16 protein-coding genes are annotated in these 20305 nt (G+C 53.1%); 9 read left to right on the forward strand and 7 right to left on the reverse strand.

Features of this window, described 5'->3' with window-relative positions:
• Positions 1-21: 21 nt before the first annotated feature.
• From plsY to BLX24_RS06575, 5 genes are all read left to right on the forward strand, one after another.
• Complete coding sequence (gene plsY, locus BLX24_RS06555; RefSeq protein WP_071502268.1) at positions 22-675, forward strand: glycerol-3-phosphate 1-O-acyltransferase PlsY; 654 nt, start codon at positions 22-24, stop codon at positions 673-675.
• A gap of 154 nt (positions 676-829) precedes the next feature.
• A complete protein-coding gene (locus BLX24_RS06560) occupies positions 830-2197 on the forward strand; it encodes a dipeptidase (protein WP_071502269.1) in 1368 nt (455 codons plus the stop codon).
• Between the two features lie 140 nt (positions 2198-2337).
• On the forward strand, positions 2338-4080 hold the full coding sequence (locus BLX24_RS06565; protein ID WP_143092583.1) for a DUF1207 domain-containing protein: 1743 nt from the start codon (positions 2338-2340) through the stop codon (positions 4078-4080).
• A gap of 82 nt (positions 4081-4162) precedes the next feature.
• Positions 4163-5503: an adenylosuccinate lyase gene (gene purB, locus BLX24_RS06570; protein WP_071502270.1), complete on the forward strand. Its 1341-nt coding sequence runs from the start codon at positions 4163-4165 to the stop codon at positions 5501-5503.
• 125 nt (positions 5504-5628) lie between these two features.
• Positions 5629-6261, forward strand: a complete 633-nt coding sequence (locus tag BLX24_RS06575) for a Uma2 family endonuclease (RefSeq protein WP_071502271.1) — start codon at positions 5629-5631, stop codon at positions 6259-6261.
• A 69-nt stretch (positions 6262-6330) separates the two neighbouring features.
• On the opposite strand, the gene proC is transcribed toward BLX24_RS06575, so the two are convergent.
• The 6 genes from proC to BLX24_RS06605 all read right to left on the reverse strand — a co-directional run bounded on the left by proC (position 6331) and on the right by BLX24_RS06605 (position 13422).
• Positions 6331-7134, reverse strand: a complete 804-nt coding sequence (gene proC / locus BLX24_RS06580; RefSeq protein ID WP_071502272.1) for a pyrroline-5-carboxylate reductase — start codon at positions 7132-7134, stop codon at positions 6331-6333.
• 256 nt (positions 7135-7390) lie between these two features.
• The gene (locus BLX24_RS06585; RefSeq protein ID WP_071502273.1) at positions 7391-8521 is read right to left on the reverse strand and encodes a TlpA disulfide reductase family protein; all 1131 of its coding nucleotides are present in this window, start codon (positions 8519-8521) and stop codon (positions 7391-7393) included.
• 69 nt (positions 8522-8590) lie between these two features.
• Complete coding sequence (gatB, locus tag BLX24_RS06590) at positions 8591-10108, reverse strand: Asp-tRNA(Asn)/Glu-tRNA(Gln) amidotransferase subunit GatB (RefSeq protein ID WP_143092584.1); 1518 nt, start codon at positions 10106-10108, stop codon at positions 8591-8593.
• Between the two features lie 181 nt (positions 10109-10289).
• On the reverse strand, positions 10290-11126 hold the full coding sequence (locus tag BLX24_RS06595) for a phytoene/squalene synthase family protein (protein ID WP_071502274.1): 837 nt from the start codon (positions 11124-11126) through the stop codon (positions 10290-10292).
• Positions 11127-11211: 85 nt separating this feature from the next.
• Positions 11212-12690: a bifunctional phytoene desaturase/3,4-desaturase gene (gene crtID / locus BLX24_RS06600; RefSeq protein ID WP_071502275.1), complete on the reverse strand. Its 1479-nt coding sequence runs from the start codon at positions 12688-12690 to the stop codon at positions 11212-11214.
• A 216-nt stretch (positions 12691-12906) separates the two neighbouring features.
• Positions 12907-13422: an RNA polymerase sigma factor gene (locus BLX24_RS06605; protein WP_071502276.1), complete on the reverse strand. Its 516-nt coding sequence runs from the start codon at positions 13420-13422 to the stop codon at positions 12907-12909.
• A gap of 363 nt (positions 13423-13785) precedes the next feature.
• On the opposite strand from BLX24_RS06605, the gene BLX24_RS06610 reads away from it, so the two are divergent.
• The 3 genes from BLX24_RS06610 (at position 13786) to BLX24_RS06620 (ending at position 19198) form a co-directional block, all read left to right on the forward strand.
• Entirely contained in the window at positions 13786-16152 is a 2367-nt protein-coding gene (locus BLX24_RS06610; RefSeq protein WP_071502277.1) for a TonB-dependent receptor, read from the forward strand.
• Between the two features lie 165 nt (positions 16153-16317).
• Positions 16318-16755 (forward strand): hypothetical protein, encoded by a 438-nt coding sequence (locus BLX24_RS06615; RefSeq protein WP_071502278.1) that lies wholly within the window; start codon positions 16318-16320, stop codon positions 16753-16755.
• Between the two features lie 40 nt (positions 16756-16795).
• On the forward strand, positions 16796-19198 hold the full coding sequence (locus BLX24_RS06620; RefSeq protein WP_071502279.1) for an ABC transporter permease: 2403 nt from the start codon (positions 16796-16798) through the stop codon (positions 19196-19198).
• 65 nt (positions 19199-19263) lie between these two features.
• Here the strand turns inward: BLX24_RS06620 and BLX24_RS06625 are convergent, their stop codons facing one another.
• On the reverse strand, positions 19264-19686 hold the full coding sequence (locus tag BLX24_RS06625) for an energy transducer TonB (RefSeq protein WP_071502280.1): 423 nt from the start codon (positions 19684-19686) through the stop codon (positions 19264-19266).
• Between the two features lie 113 nt (positions 19687-19799).
• Here BLX24_RS06625 and BLX24_RS06630 point away from each other — a divergent pair, with 113 nt between their 5' ends.
• Positions 19800-20261, forward strand: a complete 462-nt coding sequence (locus BLX24_RS06630) for an SUMF1/EgtB/PvdO family nonheme iron enzyme (protein ID WP_071502281.1) — start codon at positions 19800-19802, stop codon at positions 20259-20261.
• Positions 20262-20305: the final 44 nt, after the last annotated feature.

Genomic DNA, 20305 nt, shown 5'->3' on the forward strand with positions numbered 1-20305 from the left:
CTAATAGTAGCATATTCCCGAATGAATGTTATTGCCCTTATAAGTGCTACAGTGCTGGCGTATTTACTAGGTTCAATTCCAACGGCAGTTTGGTATGGCCAGGCTTTTTTTGGACTCGATATCCGGAATTACGGTAGCGGAAACGCCGGTGCAACCAACACCTTCAGGGTGTTAGGCAAACGCGCCGGAACCGTTGTGATGCTGGTCGACGTCATGAAAGGGTTTACGGCAACAATTCTGGCAACGCTGCTGTGGCGTTATCAGTTTATTGATGCGGATGATGTGCTGACCTGGAAGCTTGTATTTGGTTTAACGGCAGTAATAGGCCACCTGTTCCCTGTGTTTGCCAACTTCAAAGGCGGCAAAGGCGTGGCCTCTCTGCTCGGCATGGTGCTCGCCATTCACCCGGAAATGGCCGTGGTTTGCATCGGCATCTTCCTGCTGGTGGTGATTGCCTCACAATATGTTTCTCTGGGTTCGTTGCTGGCCGCACTGGCTTTCCCGGTCCTGTTACTGCTCCGCATCTTCGGTGAAAAAGAAAGCCCGTTGCTCATTGCCTTCGGGTTTGTGGTTTTCCTTATCGTTGCACTAACGCACCAGAAAAACATCGGGCGGTTACTGCGCGGCCAGGAGAACCGGACGGTTCTGATCCGCTTGCGTAAAAAGCGCGACTAATCAGATACGCTACCATAAGAATCTCGGTTTCCGACAATAATCTATGCCCCGGAGTTATACGAAAGTGTGTAACTTCGGGGCAAATTTTTTGGGTTAAAAGCCAGGTTTGAGACCCCTGTAGCCTCTGTGGCCTGACTGCTAAAAGCCATCCGTGATGAAACAATATCTTGAGTCCAACAAACAACGCTTCTTAGACGAACTGTTTGATTTATTACGTATTCCGTCGGTATCAGCCGATTCGGCATTTAAAAATGACGTACGCCGTGCGGCCGAATTCCTCCGCGACAAGCTGACCGCCGCCGGCCTTGATAAGGCGGCTCTGCATGAAACCGCCGGGCATCCGGTTGTCTATGCCGAAAAAATGGTTGATCCGGCTAAGCCAACGGTACTGATCTATGGACACTACGACGTTCAGCCGGCCGATCCGTATGAACTGTGGCATACCCCGCCGTTTGAGCCGACTATCCGCAACGAACGGATTTATGCACGGGGGGCCTGCGACGACAAAGGCCAGGTCTATATGCACGTAAAAGCCGTTGAAGCCATGCTGGCGACCGATGGCCTGCCGTGTAACGTAAAAGTGATGATCGAGGGCGAAGAAGAAGTGGGTTCCGACCACCTGGGCGAGTTTGTAGCGGCCAACCGCGAGATGCTGAAGGCAGACGTGATCCTGATTTCTGACACGAGCATTATTGCCAACGATGTGCCATCGCTTGAGATGGGGCTGCGCGGGCTGTCTTACGTTGAGGTAGAAGTGACCGGTGCGAACCGCGACCTGCATTCGGGTGTGTATGGCGGGGCTGTGGCTAATCCGATCAACGTTTTGTGCGAAATGATTGCCTCCATGAAGGATGCTGACGGACATATTACCATTCCCGGCTTTTACGATAACGTGCTGGAGCTGTCGGCCGAAGAGCGGGCTGAAATGGCTAAGGCACCATTTGATCTCGATGAGTACAAACGGGATCTGGACATTGCCGAGGTGGCTGGTGAAGCAGGATATACCACCAATGAACGTACATCAATCCGCCCGACACTGGACGTAAACGGCATCTGGGGCGGTTATATCGGTGAAGGGGCCAAAACGGTGCTGCCGTCAAAAGCCTTCGCCAAGATCAGCATGCGTCTGGTGCCGAACCAGACCGATGCCGAAATCACCGAACTGTTCAGCAACCACTTCAACGCTATTGCACCGCCATCGGTAAAAGTGGCCGTTCGTCCGCATCACGGCGGTCTGCCTTATGTGACCCCGACAGATTCGATTGAGTTCGAAGCAGCAAGTCTGGCCATGGAAGAGTCATGGGGCAAGAAGCCAATCCCGACACGGGGTGGCGGCAGTATCCCGATTGTGGCTTTGTTTGAACGCGAATTGGGCCTTAAATCGATTCTGATGGGTTTTGGTCTGGATATTGATGCCCTGCACTCGCCCAATGAGAGCTATGGTCTGTTCAATTTCTACAAAGGTATTGAGACCATTCCCTTATTCTTTAAACATTATGCCGCGTTGAAGGCTAATCAATAGTGGATAATGTAAAATGAACAATGTAAAATGAATAATGGCTTGCGTCCTTGACGTTAAACGTCCTTAGCGCAGTTCATTATTCATTCTACATTACCCATTATTCATTTTACCTGAACATTCTGTTTGCCAATACTTTTTACATGAACCAACCTTTCTACTCTTTCCGGCGGATGAGCTGTGTCATTGCCCTGACCGTTTTTTCGGCTACGATGGCAATGGCACAATCAACTACCCAACCCGCTTCAGCCACGGTTCCGCTTGGTCCGAACGGTAAACCATTGACTCCTGCCGAAATCCGCCTTCGCGAAAAGCAAGCCAAATGGATCGAAGAGCAGCGGCGCTACAAGGCTGAAATGGCTGAACTACAGCGCCGGGCACAGGTTGAGCAGGCCGAAAAAGAACGGAAAAAGAAAGAAAAGGAAGAGGCGAAAGCCCGCGAAAAACAAGAGCGCGAAGCCGCTAAGCTGGCCAAACAACAAAAAGAGACCGAAAAGGCCGTTACACCCGTAACGGAACCTAAACCGGCTACGCCTGCCCGGACGCCGGTATCCGCTCCGGCCGCGACCGGCCCTGTTTCGGCCGCATCGCCTTTTTCAACCATTTCTTCGTCGAACGAAGCGGAGGAAAAACGGTTGGCCAAAGAAAAGAAAGAAGCTGAAGAACTGGCCCGCAAGCAGGCTAAAGAGGCCGAACGGGAGCGTGAACGGCAGCAGAAAGAAGCCGATCGGATAGCGCGTCAGCAGGCTAAAGAAGCGGAGCGTACTAAGGCCGCACAGACAAAGCAACTGGACGAGCAGCAGCGCCGGCAGGCATCTGAGGCCGGACAGACGAACGCCGCCCGGCAGAAAGCCGCTCAGGCAACGGCTGAGCAACAGCGACAGCAAACCCTGGAAGCGGAACGGTTGAAGGCTGAACAGGCAAAGCAGACGCGGCTGGCTGAAGAAAAGACCCGCCGGCAGGCCGAAGAAGCAGAACGCACACGCAATAAAGAAGCGAAAAAAGTCACTGAGGCCCCGAAACCGGATGCGACGGCTGAAGCCGCAGCTACGGTACCGGAAAGCATACAGTCCTCGTCGGTAAAGGCAGAATTTCTGCCGCGTGGTCACCTGTTTGCGCCCATTACCCTCGACCCGCTCGAAGCCCAGACCTATCTCAGTGTGCTGCCGGTCTTCGTTATTGACGGCAACCGCTACGACGGCGCCTATGTACCGTTTTCGTTTGGCTTTGGCAAGCCGTTTTACCGGTGGCCGACTAAAAAAGGACGCGCGGCTGAAGTGGGCCTGGATATTGCTTCGTTTACCCAGTTTGAGGTGTATCGCGACGAAAATGACGTACAGCGGCGCCAGATTGTGAATAACGATTATAAGGTCAGTATTTTCTATAATCTGCGCAGCGGCCGTAACAGCTGGCGTTTCCGTGGCTATCACCTGTCGTCGCACCTGGGCGATGATTACCTGATCCGTAACCAGATCAATTACCGGACGCCAAACCCGGTCAACTATGAGCTGCTGGACGTGACTTACAGCCGCGATGTACAGAAGCTCGACGGCATGCGCTACTACGTAAATGTGGGCTATGGCCTCCGGAAGCCCGAAGAACGTCGTAAAATCAGCGCACAGGCCGGTTTTTATTACCGTAAGCCGAATCCGGCGTCGGGTGCCGTTAAGTTTGTCCGGCCGGTGGCAGGCATCGACCTGAAAATGTGGCAGCAGAACGATTTCCGGCCTGGTATCCATTTCGCGGCCGGTATCGAACTGGGTAAATCAACCAATAACTCGCTGAGCTTCCTGATCGAAAGTTATACCGGATTCCGCCCGTATAGCCAGTATGAGAGCCAGCAAATCCAGTGGGTGGGCCTGGGCGTTTACCTGAATCCCTTCTGAATCAGGCGAAATTGAAATTTAACGGCAGTTGACCGTCTGCCATAGGCGGTCAACTGCTACCTTTGCATTTTGAATCACATTTATGGAATTATCTGCTCTGACGGCTATCTCGCCGGTCGATGGTCGCTATCGTCGGCAAGTATCGGCGCTGGCGCCTTATTTTTCTGAATTTGGTCTGATCCGCTACCGTATTCGCATCGAAGTCGAGTATTTTATCGCGCTCTGTGAATGGGATATCCCTCAGCTGGCCGGCGTTGATCCCCAGACCTTTCCTTCCCTGCGGGCTTTGTACGAAAACTTTACGGAAGCCGATGCACTCCGGATTAAAGAAATCGAAGCCACAACCAACCACGACGTAAAGGCCGTGGAGTATTTTATCAAGGAGAAACTGAAAGGCCTGCCGGTTGAGCCGTATCTGGAGTTTATTCACTTCGGTCTGACTTCGCAGGACGTCAATAATACCGCCATTCCGCTGTCGCTGGCCGAAGCGCTGGACATGGAAATTACGCCGCTGTACCGGAAAGTATACCAGCGGTTGCAGGAACTGGCCCATCAGTGGGAGGAGATTCCGATGCTGGCCCGTACGCACGGCCAACCCGCGTCGCCAACCCGGCTGGGTAAAGAACTGCTGGTGTTCTGCGAACGGCTGGAGAAGCAATTGTTTATGCTGGCCGACATTCCGACAGCGGCTAAATTCGGAGGAGCAACGGGTAACTTCAACGCCCACCGCGTGGCATATCCAGACACTGACTGGCAACGTTTCGGCGATGAGTTTGTCGGTAAACTGGGCATGACACGAAGCCGGTACACAACCCAGATCGAGCACTATGATATGCTGGCGGCAACTCTTGATACATTCAAACGACTGAATACGATCCTGATTGACCTTGACCGTGATGTCTGGACGTATGTATCGATGAACTACTTCAAGCAGAAAATCAAAGCCGGAGAGGTGGGTTCGTCGGCGATGCCGCACAAGGTTAACCCGATTGATTTTGAAAACTCGGAAGGCAACCTCGGCATTGCCAACGCCTTGCTGGAGCACCTGTCGGCCAAGCTGCCGATTTCACGCCTGCAACGCGACCTGACCGATTCGACGGTATTGCGGAACCTGGGCGTGCCGTTTGCCCATGCCGTTATTGCCCTGAAATCGACGCTGAAAGGTCTTGATAAGCTGGAACTGAACGAAGCGGCCATTCGGGCCGATCTGGAAGAAAACTGGGCCGTTGTGGCTGAAGGGATTCAGACCGTGCTCCGTCGTGAAGGCTATCCGCAGCCTTACGAAGCCCTGAAAGCGCTGACCCGCACAAACGCAAAAATCACGGAAGCAAGCATCAAGGCGTTTATTCAGGACCTTGATGTATCAGACAGCGTAAAAGCTGAGCTGAGTGCCATTACGCCGTATAATTATACGGGGGTGTAGAACAGTGGTGGCACGACTCTAAGTCGTGCCACCACTAAATGATCACGTTGATGCAGTAAAAAGCACTGTAAGCGCATGCCGCCCAAGCCCCGAAATTCTGTATCTTTACTGAAAAGCTGTTGTGTATGGAGACGATTCAGAAAATACAATTGACCGATACGCAGATTGCTAAACTCGACGCTGGCGGAGTAGTATCGATACCGGCTACCTGGGATGACTTTCTGGAGTTTTTAAACGAGGCCTCTTACCGTACTGACTATCATAATGGGCATATTATTGTTATGGGCTTAGCCGGATTTATTCATGAGTTGTTAGTGGGTCGTATAATAACACTCCTTACTTTATTAAGCAAAGGCAAAGGCTTCTACGTGGCTGGCAGTAATGTTGGTGTGTTGAAAACACAGGGACAAAAAGGGTATTATAACCCCGATGTCACGGTGGTAAAAGGCTTACCTACCTTTGCCGGTGACTCTAATGCCATTATTACCAACCCCTTTCTGGTGGTGGAAGTGATTTCTGAATCAACGGCTGTTTACGACTATCAACATAAATTGCTGAAGTATGCGCAGATTGAGTCAATTCAGACGGTGATCATAGTTGACCGGTTTGACCAGTCGGTTATGGTTTCGCAACGAACCGAAGAACCTGCGGTCTGGACGAATACATACTACTATCAACTGACTGATGTAGCCAACGCCGGTCTTTTTGAACTGCCCTTGAGTGAAATATTTGCCGACTTGCCGGAAGAGGGTGTTTAAACGTCAGGTTCAGGCAGCATCAGAACTGGTTGTAGCGGTACACAACCGCACCGCTACAAGAATAAATGGTTAGCCTTTCGACAATTCCGTGGCGCGTGTCTGCGCAGCTTTAATGCCCGCAATCAGCGTCTCAGCCAGCCCGCCGGCTTCAAACTGCCGGAGCGCGGCCTCGGTGGTACCGCCTTTCGATGCCACCGCCTTAATCAGCTCATCCAGCGATTTATCGGTATTCTGAATCAGGTTATACGACCCCAGCATCGTTTGCTTCACTAGCAGGGTCGATACCGATTCGTCGAAGCCCAGCTGTTTGCCGGCCTCAACCATGGCTTTCACGATGTAATAGAAATAGGCCGGTCCGCTGCCGCTAACGGCCGTAACGGCGTCCAGCATGCCTTCGTCCTCCAGAAAAATAGAGCGGCCTGTCGCGTTGATCAGGTTTTCGACCTTGCGGAGGTTGCCAATCTGCACTTCATCAGCGGCGGCAAAGCCCGTAATTCCCATTCCCAGCATCGCCGGGGTGTTCGGCATCGCCCGGACTACCTGTTTATGCGCCAGACGCTCCTGGATCAGTGAAATCGGAATGCCGGCCATGATCGACAGCACGACCTGCTGCGGTTGTAATACCTTTTTCAGTTCATCCTGCACACTGGCAAAATCCTGCGGTTTTACGGAAAGAATCACCAGATTGTATTCTGCCACACGCGGGCCGATGGTATCGACGACCATGCCTGCTTTTTCCGCCTTCAGGGCTTCGGAGCGGTCTGCACTTTTTTCGATGAGCATCAGGTCATCGCGTTTTACCAGATCATACTGTAAAAATGACTTGGCAAAGGCCATACCCATGTTTCCACAGCCGACAATAGCAACTTTCATTGGATTTAAAAACAACCCCCTGCGTATGTGAGTGCTCATGCTTCGGGGTATTTAGACAAGCACGAGCGTGTGACATAAAACGGCGTTGGCTGCCGTCAGCAGCAGGGCCAAACGCTGAAAAAAAGGGATGTGATGAAGTAAATAGCCGGAAAATCCGGTCCGCAAAAGTACTTAAAATGAGGACCAAACTCCCCGAAAGTTTACAAAAAAAGGTCAGGCATATGACCTGACCTCCTGACTATAGGTTGGGGTTGAATTACTTCAGAATCTCTTCCAGTTTTTGCTCCAGAGCTTCGCCCCGCAGGTTCTTGGCAATGATTTTTCCTTCCTTATCCAGCAGGAACGTGGCCGGAATCGCCTGTACACCGTACAACTGCGCGGCCGCTGACTGCCAGAATTTAAGGTCTGATACGTGTGTCCACGTCAGATGGTCATTGCGGATCGCACGCAGCCAGTTGTCTTTGGTCTGGTCGAGTGAGACGCTGTAGATCGTAAAACCCTTGTCTTTGAACTTGTTATACATCCGGACCACGTTCGGGTTTTCCATCCGGCAAGGGCCGCACCACGATGCCCAGAAGTCGATCAGAACGTATTTGCCTTTCAGCGACGACAAGGGCACCACCGCACCGGTTGTATCGGCCAGCTGGATGTCGGGTGCCACCGCACCGATCATCAGCCCCCGCAGCCGGTTCATCCGGCCAACGAACGACTGGGCAATCGGGCTGTCCGGCTTTTCCTTCTCAAATTTACGGGCAAGCTGATCCAGATCGTTAAAGTCTTCTTTTTCGTCGAGGAAGTTGGTTGCAAACAGCGCGACCAGATCCGTACCCATGGTGGGCAGCATCTGTTTTACCTTGGCCTTCATGTCGGCATTGGCGGTATTGTATTGCTGTTCAATCTCGGCGATTTTCTTGTTGTCTTTCTTGGCGCTGGCGTCCTGGTACTGCTTGTTCCATGTCTGCACGCGGGATTCAATGCTCTCGCGCAGGCCCATGATCTGCTGGTAATAGTCCATGTTTTTTGAACCGGTTACCGTGGCTGTCCCTTTCTGCTTTGTTTTAATGTTTTCGCGGTATCCGTCGATGTTGGCCGTCAGGGTTTCACCGCCCTCAACCAGCAGGGCCACCTTCTGGTCGTTGGCTGCCAGAATGTAGATGGTGCCGCCATAAGGCACTTTGCTGGTCAGCTTAAACTGACCGTCTTTGCTGATCGTAGCCGAGTCGAGCCGTGCGGCCGGCTGGCCATTGCTTTCCAGATACACCTTGCCGCCCGGATTGAAGCTTTTCAGCTTACCCGTAACGGTAAAGTCTTTGGTAGCGGGTGTTTGTGCAAATGCAGTAAGGCTGAGGATAGACAGGCCGGCCAAAAGGCCATTTTTTACCTTCATGGTATTCTTGTTTTGTCATGCAGGCGGCGCAACAGCCGTTTACGAACGGGTTGCGCTGCCTGCATGTGGTTATTGGTTCAACTTTTCGACTAGTAACGCATTAACCAGTTTGGGGTCGGCCGAGCCCTGCGACTTTTTCATGACCTCACCCATAAACATACCCAGCAGGTTTTTCTTGCCTTTCTTATACTGAGCAACCTTATCGGGCCATGCGGCTAATACCTCTTCTACCAACGTTCCGAGCGTGTCGGTATTGCGGTTCTGAATCAGATTATGCTGTTCGGCCAGCTGATTGGGGGTCTCGGTGGCGCCTTCGGCCATCAGGCTGAAAATTTTCTGCGCTGCCGTCTGGCTGATGGTGCCGTTGTCGATCAGGGTAATCATCGTACCAATCCGCTCAGCATCAACCGGAAACTGGCGTTCGCGAAGCGATTTTTCGTTCAGCAGTGAGCGTACCGGACCCATGAGCCAGTTCGAGATCGCTTTGTAATTGGTCGTGTACCGGCAAACCGACTCGTAGAACTCCGCCATTTCGCGGGCGTCGGTCAGCAGGGCGGCATCGTATTCCGGCAAGCCATACTGGTCCACAAACCGCTGGTACATCTGAGCAGGCAGCAAGGGCATCGTTGATTCAATCGCGGCCATCCACTCGTCCGAAATCGTTACCGGCTGTAGGTCAGGGTCAGGGAAGTACCGGTAATCGTTCATGGTTTCTTTCTCCCGCATGCCGAAGGTCTGTCCGCTGCCGGCATCAAACGTACGGGTCTCCTGAATAATCCGGCCACCGGTTTCGGTCAGCTCAATCTGCCGGCGGAACTCCACCTCAATGGCACGCTGTACGTTCCGGATCGAGTTCAGGTTTTTTACTTCGACCTTAGTCCCGAGCTTTGTTTCGCCTTTCGGGCGGATAGAAATATTTACGTCGCACCGCAGCGACCCTTCTTCCATGTTGCCGTCGCAGATATTCAGGTAGCGAACCAGCCGGCGGACTTCCGTCAGGTAGGCACCGGCTTCTTCGGCCGTCCGGATACACGGGTCGGTAACCATCTCAATCAGCGGGGTACCGGCACGGTTATAGTCCAGGCAGGTTGCCCAGTCGTCGGCATCGTGGATGGATTTCCCCGCATCTTCTTCAAGGTGAATGTGGTGAACCTCAATGACGCGTTCGTAGGGCGCTCCGGTTTCCGGATCTTTTACTTTGACAAGAATGCCGCCACCGACACAGATCGGGCCTTTATCCTGCGAAAGCTGGTACCCTTTCGGCAGGTCAGGATAAAAATAGTTCTTACGGGCAAAAACGTTATGTCGGGTAATTTCTGACTGGCAGGCTAAGCCCATACGCACGGCGTATTCAATGGCTTTGCGGTTCACTTTGGGGAGCGTTCCGGGATGAGCAAGGGTAATAACGCTGATATTGGTATTGGGCTCTGCACCAAACGCATTGGCGTCGGCAGCAAACATTTTGCTTTCTGTCAATAACTGACAGTGAACTTCTAATCCAATAACAGCCTCAAATTTGTCCGCGCCTGAAACAGGACCGTCGGGCTTGGCTACTTCGTCCGGTGATATAATCTCCTCTGCCACCATGTACAATGTGTTGTGATTTACAACAAAGATACAGCAAAATGAGACAGAATTAGAGCGGTCGGAGCCACAAAGGCGCTAACAATCAAAGAAGCGCTCAGTTGAATAGCCACAAAGGCACTAAGAACCAGAGCCGCGCAAAGTGTCGTGTTTCTTCGATCGGTGGTGCCTTTGTGGTCCGGAGCTAAATAACGTTCAGCCGGTACTTAAGGTAGGTTTGGGCCAGCAGTGCGATTTTTTTGGTGTCAGGCACCCGTACCCGCTCTGTCTGAATACGCGAAACCGGCAAGGCCTTGATTTTATTGAACAGCGTCTGGTAATAGACATAGGCCAGATACACCCCCATGCGCGCGCCTTTCGGCAGGTTCATGATACCGATATACGCTTCGTCGAAATCATGCTGTATGTCTCGTTCGATCAGTTCCTTGGCGTCGCAGGTGAAGGCGTCGAAGTTCACGCCGGGGAAGTAAGTACGCCCCCGTTCCTGGTAATCGCTTTTGACATCGCGCAGGAAGTTCACTTTCTGGAAAGCGGACCCCAGCTTACGGGCCGGTTCTTTCAGGCGGTCATACATGGCACGGTCGCCTTCGCAGAATACCCGCAGACACATAAGCCCCACCACTTCGGCCGAACCGTAGATATACTCATTGTATCCACGCGCGTCGTAGTCCTGAAAATACAGGTCCATTTCCATGCTCTTCAGAAACGCGTCGATCAGCTCACGGTCAATCTCATATTGCCTGACAACCAGCTGAAAGGCATGCAGCACCGGATTCAGGCTGATACGCTCGTCAATGGCCGTGTAGGCGTCCTGCTTAAATCGTTCGAGCAGCGTTTTCTTGTCATAATCATGGAATGTATCCACAATCTCATCGGCATAGCGGACAAACCCATAAATGGCATAAATCGGGAAGTGGAACTTACGGTCCAGTGTTTTAATTCCCAGTGTAAACGACGTACTGTAGTGTTCAGTAATCAGTTTGCTGCATTCCAGCGCCGTCTGGTTAAATAATGACATCATGTGCTTGTACGGGTAGTGGTACTCGACAATAAGTTAGGTAATTCTAAGTTACAAGTAAGGAAAAAGCTAGCCAACGGGATAGTGGTCAGGCAAGCGTAAATTCTTTCGCGACTTCATCGGCGACAACCAATCCGGAAATCAGCGAGGGAGGCACACCGGGGCCTGGCACCGTTAGCTGACCAGTATAAAACAAGTTGGAAACTTTTTTGTTTTTCAAAGATGGCTTCAGAAGGGCCGTTTGCATCAGCGTGTTGGCCAGGCCATACGCATTGCCCCGGAACGCATTATAATCATTTTTGAAATCCTGATGGGCATAACTGCGCTTGTAAACTACGTGATTACGAATGTCTTCGCCTACATATTGTTCAAGCCGGTCCATCAGCATGGTATAATACTTCTCCCGCGTGGCCTCGTCGTCGGCAAGGTCAGGAGCCACCGGAATGAGCAGAAATAAATTTTCGCAGCCTTCGGGGGCTACCGACGGATCGGTTTTCGACGGGGCTGATACGTAGAAAAGCGGTTTGGTTGGCCAGCAGGGCGTTTCGTAAATCTCCTGCGCGTGAAGCGTAAAATCTTCGTCGAAAAACAGGTTATGATGCTGTAGCTTCGGAATCCGTTTATTGACGCCCAGATAGAAGAGGAGTGACGAGGGCGCCATCACCCGTTTCTGCCAGTAGGCATCGTCGTAGTTGCGCAGCGGCTGGTCGAGGAGTTTGGTATCGACATGGTTGTAATCGGCACCGGCCACCACCACATCGGCTTCAAATACCCCTGCGTTCGTGATCACCCGCCGCGCTTCCCGGTCGTCGACCCCGATATGCTGCACATTCTGGTTATAAAGAATCTTGACGCCTTTTTCTTCCGCCAGGCTTACCATCGCCTTCACAATTTCGTGCATGCCGCCCATCGGATACCAGGTGCCCATTGTCATTTCGGCATAATTCATCAGGCTATACATGGCCGGCGTATTTTCGGCCGTTGCCCCCAGAAACAAAATCGGGAATTCTACGAGCTGCAACAGCTTCGGATGGGTGAAAAACTTCCGGACGTGCGACGAAAATGACTGGAATACATCGAGCCGCGCGACATCATACAGCAGTTTAAGGCTCAGAAATTCCGTAACTGACCGGCTTGGTTTCCAGACAAAATTATGGATACCGACATCGTACTTATAAGACGCCTGACGCAGGAATTCGGCCAGTTTCGGGCCGCTGCCAGGTTCAATTTTTTCGAAAAGTGCCTGCAGATTGCTGATGCCAACCGGAAGGTCGACAGCGTCGTCCGGCCCAAAGATAACCGTGTAAGACGGGTCGAGACGGATAAGGTTGTAGTAGTCAGAAGGTTTACGGCCGAAGCGGGCAAAGTAAGTTTCGAACACATCGGGCATCCAGTACCAGCTGGGGCCCATGTCAAACACGAAACCATTGGCGGCAAACACACGGGCGCGGCCGCCCGGCGTGCTGTTTTTTTCGAGAATGGTCACGTCATAGCCTTTATCGGCTAAACTGGTAGCGGCTGCCAGACCGGCAAAACCGGCACCAATGACCAGAACACGTTTAGGCATGTAGGTAGTTTACGGTTAGTTAGTGGTGGCTTACGGGCAATGGCCGTACTTCTGCGCACGTAAGTGTACAAATGATAACCAACAAAGGAACAATTGGTTTACAAAAACCAAAAAAGTTGGGCGTAAAACACCCAACTTTTCGGAACCTTCCTCTTTTTTAACCAAAAACTACTCAATCAAGGTTTTTTGTGATAACCCGCTTGAGCGGTTATTTGTTCACGCGCCATAATAGGCATATATTTTCAGTTTGTCTTTAAGCTCTTTCCGGGCAATATGAATCCGGTTTTTCACAGTACCGATAGGGATGTCAAGGCGCTGTGCGATTTCGTGGTATTTAAAACCGCGGAAGTGCATCATGAATGGCGTCCGGTATGTGTCATCAAGGCCACTCACTGCTCTCGCGATATCTTCCTGGGCAAACGTTGAATACGCCAGGTTGTCGGTGCTGCTCTCCGTCGAGTTGATGTAGTGCAGGTTATCCGTTGTGTCGATGAATGTGTTTTTACGAACCATTCGCTGGTAGTTCGTGATGAACGTGTTTTTCATGATGGTGTATAACCATGCTTTAAGGTTGGTACCATCCGTGTATTTATCACGGTTAGTAAATGCTTTCAACAGGGTATCCTGTAACAGGTCGTTCGCATCTTCAACGTCTTTTGTCAAGCGGAGTGCAAACGGACGTAGTGACTTCGAGACTTTACCGATATGTTGAGTGAATTCGAGCGCTGTCATGGATCTATATATTTTTTTGTTGAACCAAATTTATACATCAATTAAACAAAAATCCAACCAGATTCAGAATTTTTAAATTCACTTAGCCAAAATGCGGTTAAAAATAGCTAAGTCTCTGATTTATAAATGCCTTAAATTGTGCCAATTTCAAGGTAAGGATTTCTTTTTAAACTGTGGACTGTGGAAAAAAAGCCCCAAATTGTAGAAAACCTGTTCCTTGTCTTGTTTAACATTTGGTAGTAATACGTTAAACAAACTACTTTGGTTTCCTGACCGCCTGAATTTTTTTTGTTTCAGGCCTTACTGAACCTTTTTGAAACATGGTTGCGTTAAGAAACAGGTATTGAACACTGTATATTACGAATGCGGAGTCTCTGGATAAGTCTGATCAGCGGTTTGTTTTTGGCTGCGCCGACAGCATGGGCACAGACAGCCTGTTCCTGTTATATAAAAGGTAAAGTCGTTGACCGGGAAACCAGTCAGCCTATTCCGGGCGCGACGGTGATTATCCAGGAAACCGGGCTGGGTGCCGTAACGGATACCAACGGCTACTACCGGATTGAGCACCTTTGCCCGCAACGCTACACACTTCTGGCCCGGATTCTGGGCTACAAGGAAATCCGGCAGTCGCTTACGATAGAGCATGAGTCTTCCCGCAGTCAGGATTTTTTGCTGGATGAAGAAGCCGTTCACCTGCACGATGTGAACGTAACCGCCCAGAAAACCGCTGCCCTGAGCAGTCAGGCGGTGCAGGTTCTGTCTGGCCGCGAGCTGGATCAGACGCGCGGGCAGTCGCTGGGCGAAGCGCTGAAAAAACTCCCCGGCGTGACGACGCTCCAGACCGGTTCTACCATTGCTAAACCGGTTATTCACGGTTTTCACAGCAACCGGATCCTGATTCTTAACAACGGTATCCGGCAGGAGGGCCAGCAGTGGGGCTCTGAACATGCGCCCGAAATCGACCCGTTTATTGCCAGCCGCGTGTCGCTGGTGAAAGGCGCTTCGGGGGTGCGCTATGGCTCAGATGCCATCGGGGGCGTTGTTCTGGTAGAACCAGCCCCCTTGCCAACCACACACGGACAGCACGGCGAGCTGAACATGGTTGGCTTTACCAACGGGCGGCAGGGCGTAGTGTCGGCGCAGACCGAAAATACACTCGGTAAGGCCAATCAGTTTGCCTGGCGGGTACAGGGTACGTTGAAACGAGGCGGCAACCTCCAGACACCAGGCTATTTTCTGAGTAATACCGGCACGTCGGAGCAGAACGGCTCGGTGGCGATGGCTTACCGCACCCGTAACCTGACTACCGACTTGTTTTACAGCCGCTTCAACACTAAAATCGGGATATTTACCGGTGCGCACATCGGCAGCCTGACCGATCTGGAGCAGGTGCTGGCGTCGGGCGAACCTTATATTAAAAGCGGCTTCAGCTATGCGATCGACCGGCCGTCGCAGCAGGTACAACACGATCTGCTGAAATGGCGGACGACGTATAAGCCAGCTGCGGCGGGCCTCTGGACGCTGACACTGGCGCGGCAGTTCGATGACCGGAGTGAGTTTGACCTGCACCGGCCGCGCAACGACAGTCTCGCTGCCCTGAACCGGCCTGAGCTGCGGTTCCGGCTGACGACCTATACCGGCGATCTGGTGTTTGAACACAAGCCGGTGGGCGCGCTGACCGGACAGGCGGGTGTGACGGGCATGTACCAGTTCAACATCATGAATGGCCGGCCACTGATTCCGAACTTCCGGACATTTGCCGGCGGGGCGTTCTGGATTGAAAAACTCCGTAAAGACCATTGGGAGTATGAGGCCGGGCTGCGGTTCGATTTCCGGCATATGGAGGTATTCCGGTACCAGAACGGCGCGCTGACCAGTCCGGTCTACGCGTTTGCCAATGGCTCCGGCACACTGGGGGCTACCTATACCATCAATCAGGCATGGACGAGCCGTGTCAATTTCGGGACGGCATGGCGCGCGCCGAACGTCAGTGAATTGTTCAGCGACGGAGTACATCACGGAGCCGCCGCCTATGAACTGGGCGATCCGGACCTGCAACCTGAAAAAGCCTATAACCTGAACTGGAACACGACCTACACCGGCAAACGCATTCAGGCCGAAGTAGATCTGTTCTATAATTACATCCGCGATTATATCTACCTGCAACCGCAGGCCGGGCCACGGCTGACTATTCGCGGCGCGTTTCCGTTCTTTAAGTATACGCAGACCGATGTGATCTATACCGGTTTTGATGCCTCGGCGACTACCACGCTGCTGCCGGTAACCAATCGGGGCGGGCTGCTGTGGAACACCAAACTGGCCTATCTCTACGTACAGGACATTGTTCATCGCCAGCCACTGGTCTGGATTGCGCCCAACCGGTTTGAAAATACCCTTCGCTTCGAACTTCCGGTATGGGGACGGGATGCGCAGAAAAAAGGCGAACACGCGCACTGGCATGATCTCTATGCCGAGATTGGTAATCTGCTGGTGGCGCGGCAAAACCGCGTACCGGCCAACAGCGACTTTGTGGCACCACCGCCAGCCTATTCGCTGTGGAATGCCGCCATCGGAGCAACCTTCCCTTTTGGCGGCGACCATGGGTTGGTGGTAAGCCTGTCGGTCAATAACCTCTTCAATACGGTTTACCGGGATTACCTGAACCGGTTCCGCTACTTTGCCGATGATCCCGGCCGCAATGGTTCGGTACGGCTCAAATGGAGTTTCTGAGCCTTTTCGGGCACGATACTCCTTTTTTATAGGTCCGCTGGCTATTGTCTTAGCCAGTAAAGGCTTGCCTCTGGGGGCAAGCCTTTTTTGTATTGTTATCTTTTGAACTTGTATATATAATTTTCTTATATATTTTTGTTCCATAGCATACTAATCAGACACTCCATGCAAAAACTATCTACAGTACAACTGGCCAGGCTACGGCATGAACTGCGGCGACGGACAGCGCACCGGGAAGTACCGGCAACATTGACCCGGCAACTGGCGCGGGAAATTGAGGTCTTGATGGCCGCCGGCCGGTCTTATGAAGAAGCCTTGCTGATGACGGTACAGCGAAACAACCCGCGTACCCGCCACCGTCAGCTATACACAGGTGCGGCTACACGCATACCGGGCCGCCACCAGCGGCATCTGGTAGCGGCGCAATGGCCAACGTGGATGCGGGGGAGTGTCATTGCTTTTGTGACGCTTATGATTTGCATGATGTGGGTTGGCCGGTTATTCACCATTTCACCGGCGGTCTTCAAAACGGTCTGGATGGTTGCACTTGGCGGCATGGTATGCGCCTATAGTGCACAACGTCTGTTCCGCATGGAGCGCTGATTATGGCTGTATTTTCCTGAACCAAATACTAATAAACAACATGCTTACTCATTATCTGAAACTGGCCGGTCGCCGGTTGTGGCGGGAACGCCGGGTCAACATAATCCGCATCGGCGGGCTGGCGCTGGGGCTGGCCTGCGGGATGGTCATTTTTCTGGTGGTCAACTACATGTTTAGCTTTGACCGCTATCACCCGCACATAGACCGGTCATACTGGGTTGTTACCGACATTAAGCGGGAGCATACGATGCCGACCGATGCGGCCCCCCGTCCGATGGCAGATGTGTTGCGGCGCGAGTACCCGTTTGTCGAAAGTGCGGTCCGGCTGGAGACGTTTTTCGGGCGCAACATCAGTGTGCCCGACGGGAAAGGCGGCTGGGCTAAAAAATTCGGTGAAGCCCGTAATATGTGTTATACCGAGCCGCAATACTTTGACCTGTTCGGCGTCGAGTGGGTCAGTGGTGACCGCAAAACGGCGCTGGCAGTCCCTAACACCATTGTGCTGAGCGAACGGTATGCCCGGAAATATTTTGACACCGAAAACGCCCTCGGCCGGACCCTCCGGCTCGATAACCGCACCACGCTGACCGTTACCGGTATCATTAAAAATCCGCCGCCGAATACCCAGCTCCGGTACGACGGACTGGTTTCGTATGGGACCATTCCGGTGCTTGAAAGCCAGCAGGCATTGCAGGACTGGACGGGCTTACAGGCGATGTGTTTTGTCTTGTTGCGGCAGGGGGCCAACCCAAAACAACTGGCGGAGGCGTTACCGGCGGTCCGTCAGAAATACCTGTCCGACGAAGACCGTAAGCATTTTGAGTACCAGTTGTTACCCCTGAAAGAACTGAATCACGAGCGCAGCGGTATGGCCCCGCGCCCGATTCTCTACGCGCTGATTCTGATCGGGATGCTGCTGATTCTGGCGGGCTGTATCAACTATGTGAATCTGGCGACGGCGCAGGCCTTGCAGCGTTCGCGGGAGATCGGTGTCCGGAAGGTGATGGGCAGTTCGCGTCGTCAGCTGATCCGGCAGTTTTTGCTCGAAACCCTGCTGCTGACGCTGGTGGCCGTTGCGGTGGCGTTGCTGCTGGCTCAGCTGGTGTTGCCGCTGGTAAACCAGACCCTGGCCGGTGTGGTCGAAAAACTGGATCCGTCCATTTCTATTCTGGACCTGCTCGAACCCCGTGCGATGGTCTGGTTTACGGCGCTGATTCTGCTGGTTGTGCTGATGGCGGGGCTTTATCCGGCGCTGATGCTGTCGCGCTTCAACCCGACCAAAGTGCTGTCGGGGCGGCTGACAACCCGTTCGGCGGGCGGGCTTCGGGTGCGCCGGGGCCTGATTACCGGTCAGTTTTTGCTGACGCAGCTGTTTTTGCTGATCGTACTGGTCATTACAACCCAGCTCCGGCACATGCAGTCGGTCGATTGGGGGTTCCGGCATACGGGCGTGCTGGCGGTCTGGATGCCGCGTGAGGGGGCCGTGCCCTTCAGTCAGCTCCGGGAGAACTGGTTGCGGGTGCCGGGGGTCGAACGGGTGACGTTTGGCAGTGATCCGCCCGCTGCGCCGTACAATCGTCCCGTCCCGTTCAGCTACCACACCCGAACCGAACCGGAAGGATTCGAAACCCGGCTTCGGGCCGCCGATGATCACTATCTGGCTGCGTTCAACCTCTCGCTGGTCGCGGGCCGCAACCTGAATCCGTCAGACACGGCCGGTCGGGAAGTGATTGTCAACGAGACCCTGGTCAACAAACTGGGTGTTACACCGGTGAGTACGGTAGTGGGTAAGCAGATACGGATGAAAGATGCCGACCGGGTGATTGTGGGCGTTGTCCGTGATTTCCGGAGCAGTGATCTGCATAGTCCGGTGATGCCTGTTGCCTTGCTCCACGACGCCCCGCATAGCCGCATGGCCATGATTACCCTGAAGGCCGGTTATACCGACAAAACGCTGGACGCCGTTCAGGCCATCTGGGACAAAACGTTCCCCGATCAGGTATATCGCGGGCAGGATGTAGACAGTATGATGGAACGGTTCACCGAAACCGAACAGTTGCTGGCTGGGTTTGTCCAGGTTTTCGCCCTGATTGCCGTCGGTATGAGCTGTTTAGGGGTATATGGGCTGGTGATGTTTATGGCCGAAGCCCGTGGGAAGGAGATCGGTGTACGGCGCATGCTGGGTGCCCGGACGGGTCAGCTGCTCTGGATTTTCGGTCGTGAGTTCGGACAGTTGCTGGGCATTGGCTTTCTGGTGGCGGCTCCGCTGGGCTGGTGGCTGATGGGGAGCTGGTTGCAGCAATACACCCACCATGTGACGATGAGCAGCTGGATGCTGCTGGTAACCCTGCTTGCCACGCTGCTGATTACGGTGCTGACCGTCTACCGGTACGTGATAAAGGCGGTTTACGTCAATCCGATTCACTACCTGCGGGCAGAGTAGGCGGGGACTATAACATAGCGAAGCCCGACAGCGCAACAATACTGTCCGGCTTCGCTCTTGAGTCGCTATGGCTTTTTGGGGCCGGCCACAAACCGGAACGGAATCTGTGTATATGCCCTTAGGGGGTGGCCATCCTGCGAACCCGGTTTCCAGGCTGGCATCCGGCTAACGATCCGGAGTGCTTCCTGTTCATAGGCCCCCTCCGCGGCTGAGTAATGAATGACCGGCCGGGAAAGGGTGCCGTCTTTCTCAACAAGTGCCCGTACAACGACCAGCGTCCCTTTCGGTTGTTTGTCGGGCGGGATAACCGGATAATGGCTCGTTTGCTGAATAAACCGGAACAGGGCCTGGCTGCCACCGGCAAACTCCGGAGCAACCTGTACAATGGCATAGGCCGTTGTGTCCTGACGGGGTGTCTGGCTGGCAGGTGCGGCCAGAGATAGGGCGGGTATAGCGGAAAGGGTAATCAGGGTACAAAAAAGAGTCATTGCTGTGTGTCTGTTTCTTATCCGGATGCAGCCTGCGGGGCATTTCCATAATAGAGTGGTAGTTTTCCACAATGAAATGACCTGTGGGGCGTTGTCCGGTAAACTAAACACACATGAAAACGCTTCTCCTTGCCCTCGGGCTCATGGCCGGTTCAACGGCGCAGGCACAGCCAGTCCGGTTTGATCAGCAGCCGGTATCGAATAAAGAATGGGCCGCTTTTCTGCAATTTGCCCGGAAAGATCCCGCACTGTCGAAAACGTATACAACCCTGGTGCCCGACCAGTGGGAGAAAACAACCCTGACCCGTACAAATGCGGAGAAGCCGGTAACCGGTGTGAGCTGGCAGCAAGCCGAAACCTACTGCCGGTGGCGGAGCGCAGTAGCAACCTACCGGCAGACACACAACGCAGTAGCACCCTATCAGGCGATGGAAAAGGCCAACGCAACGGCCAAAACACAGGTCATTTACCGGTTGCCTACCTCGCAGGAATGGGAAACCCTGGCCAGCCGGTTCAACGGCGAAAATATTGGTTTCCGCTGTGTACAGTATGTGAAACGAAACGGAATCATTTAAGAAGGCCGGCGTTCATGGTCGTGGTGGCACGAGGGCTTCCGCTC

The organism is Arsenicibacter rosenii, from assembly GCF_001870735.1.
Lineage (GTDB): Bacteria > Bacteroidota > Bacteroidia > Cytophagales > Spirosomataceae > Arsenicibacter > Arsenicibacter rosenii.

Bases quoted from the DNA above. Each gene is read 5' to 3' on its own strand.
- BLX24_RS06605 (WP_071502276.1), bottom strand. From the start codon at position 13,422: ATGACAGCGCTCGAATTCACTCAACATATCGGTAAAGTCTCGAAGTCA.
- BLX24_RS06565 (WP_143092583.1), top strand. From the start codon at position 2,338: ATGAACCAACCTTTCTACTCTTTCCGGCGGATGAGCTGTGTCATTGCC.
- purB (WP_071502270.1), top strand. From the start codon at position 4,163: ATGGAATTATCTGCTCTGACGGCTATCTCGCCGGTCGATGGTCGCTAT.
- BLX24_RS06560 (WP_071502269.1), top strand. From the start codon at position 830: ATGAAACAATATCTTGAGTCCAACAAACAACGCTTCTTAGACGAACTG.
- BLX24_RS06610 (WP_071502277.1), top strand. From the start codon at position 13,786: ATGCGGAGTCTCTGGATAAGTCTGATCAGCGGTTTGTTTTTGGCTGCG.
- BLX24_RS06620 (WP_071502279.1), top strand. From the start codon at position 16,796: ATGCTTACTCATTATCTGAAACTGGCCGGTCGCCGGTTGTGGCGGGAA.
- BLX24_RS06595 (WP_071502274.1), bottom strand. From the start codon at position 11,126: ATGATGTCATTATTTAACCAGACGGCGCTGGAATGCAGCAAACTGATT.
- gatB (WP_143092584.1), bottom strand. From the start codon at position 10,108: ATGGTGGCAGAGGAGATTATATCACCGGACGAAGTAGCCAAGCCCGAC.
- BLX24_RS06630 (WP_071502281.1), top strand. From the start codon at position 19,800: ATGAAAACGCTTCTCCTTGCCCTCGGGCTCATGGCCGGTTCAACGGCG.
- plsY (WP_071502268.1), top strand. From the start codon at position 22: ATGAATGTTATTGCCCTTATAAGTGCTACAGTGCTGGCGTATTTACTA.
- crtID (WP_071502275.1), bottom strand. From the start codon at position 12,690: ATGCCTAAACGTGTTCTGGTCATTGGTGCCGGTTTTGCCGGTCTGGCA.
- BLX24_RS06625 (WP_071502280.1), bottom strand. From the start codon at position 19,686: ATGACTCTTTTTTGTACCCTGATTACCCTTTCCGCTATACCCGCCCTA.
- BLX24_RS06585 (WP_071502273.1), bottom strand. From the start codon at position 8,521: ATGAAGGTAAAAAATGGCCTTTTGGCCGGCCTGTCTATCCTCAGCCTT.
- BLX24_RS06615 (WP_071502278.1), top strand. From the start codon at position 16,318: ATGCAAAAACTATCTACAGTACAACTGGCCAGGCTACGGCATGAACTG.
- proC (WP_071502272.1), bottom strand. From the start codon at position 7,134: ATGAAAGTTGCTATTGTCGGCTGTGGAAACATGGGTATGGCCTTTGCC.
- BLX24_RS06575 (WP_071502271.1), top strand. From the start codon at position 5,629: ATGGAGACGATTCAGAAAATACAATTGACCGATACGCAGATTGCTAAA.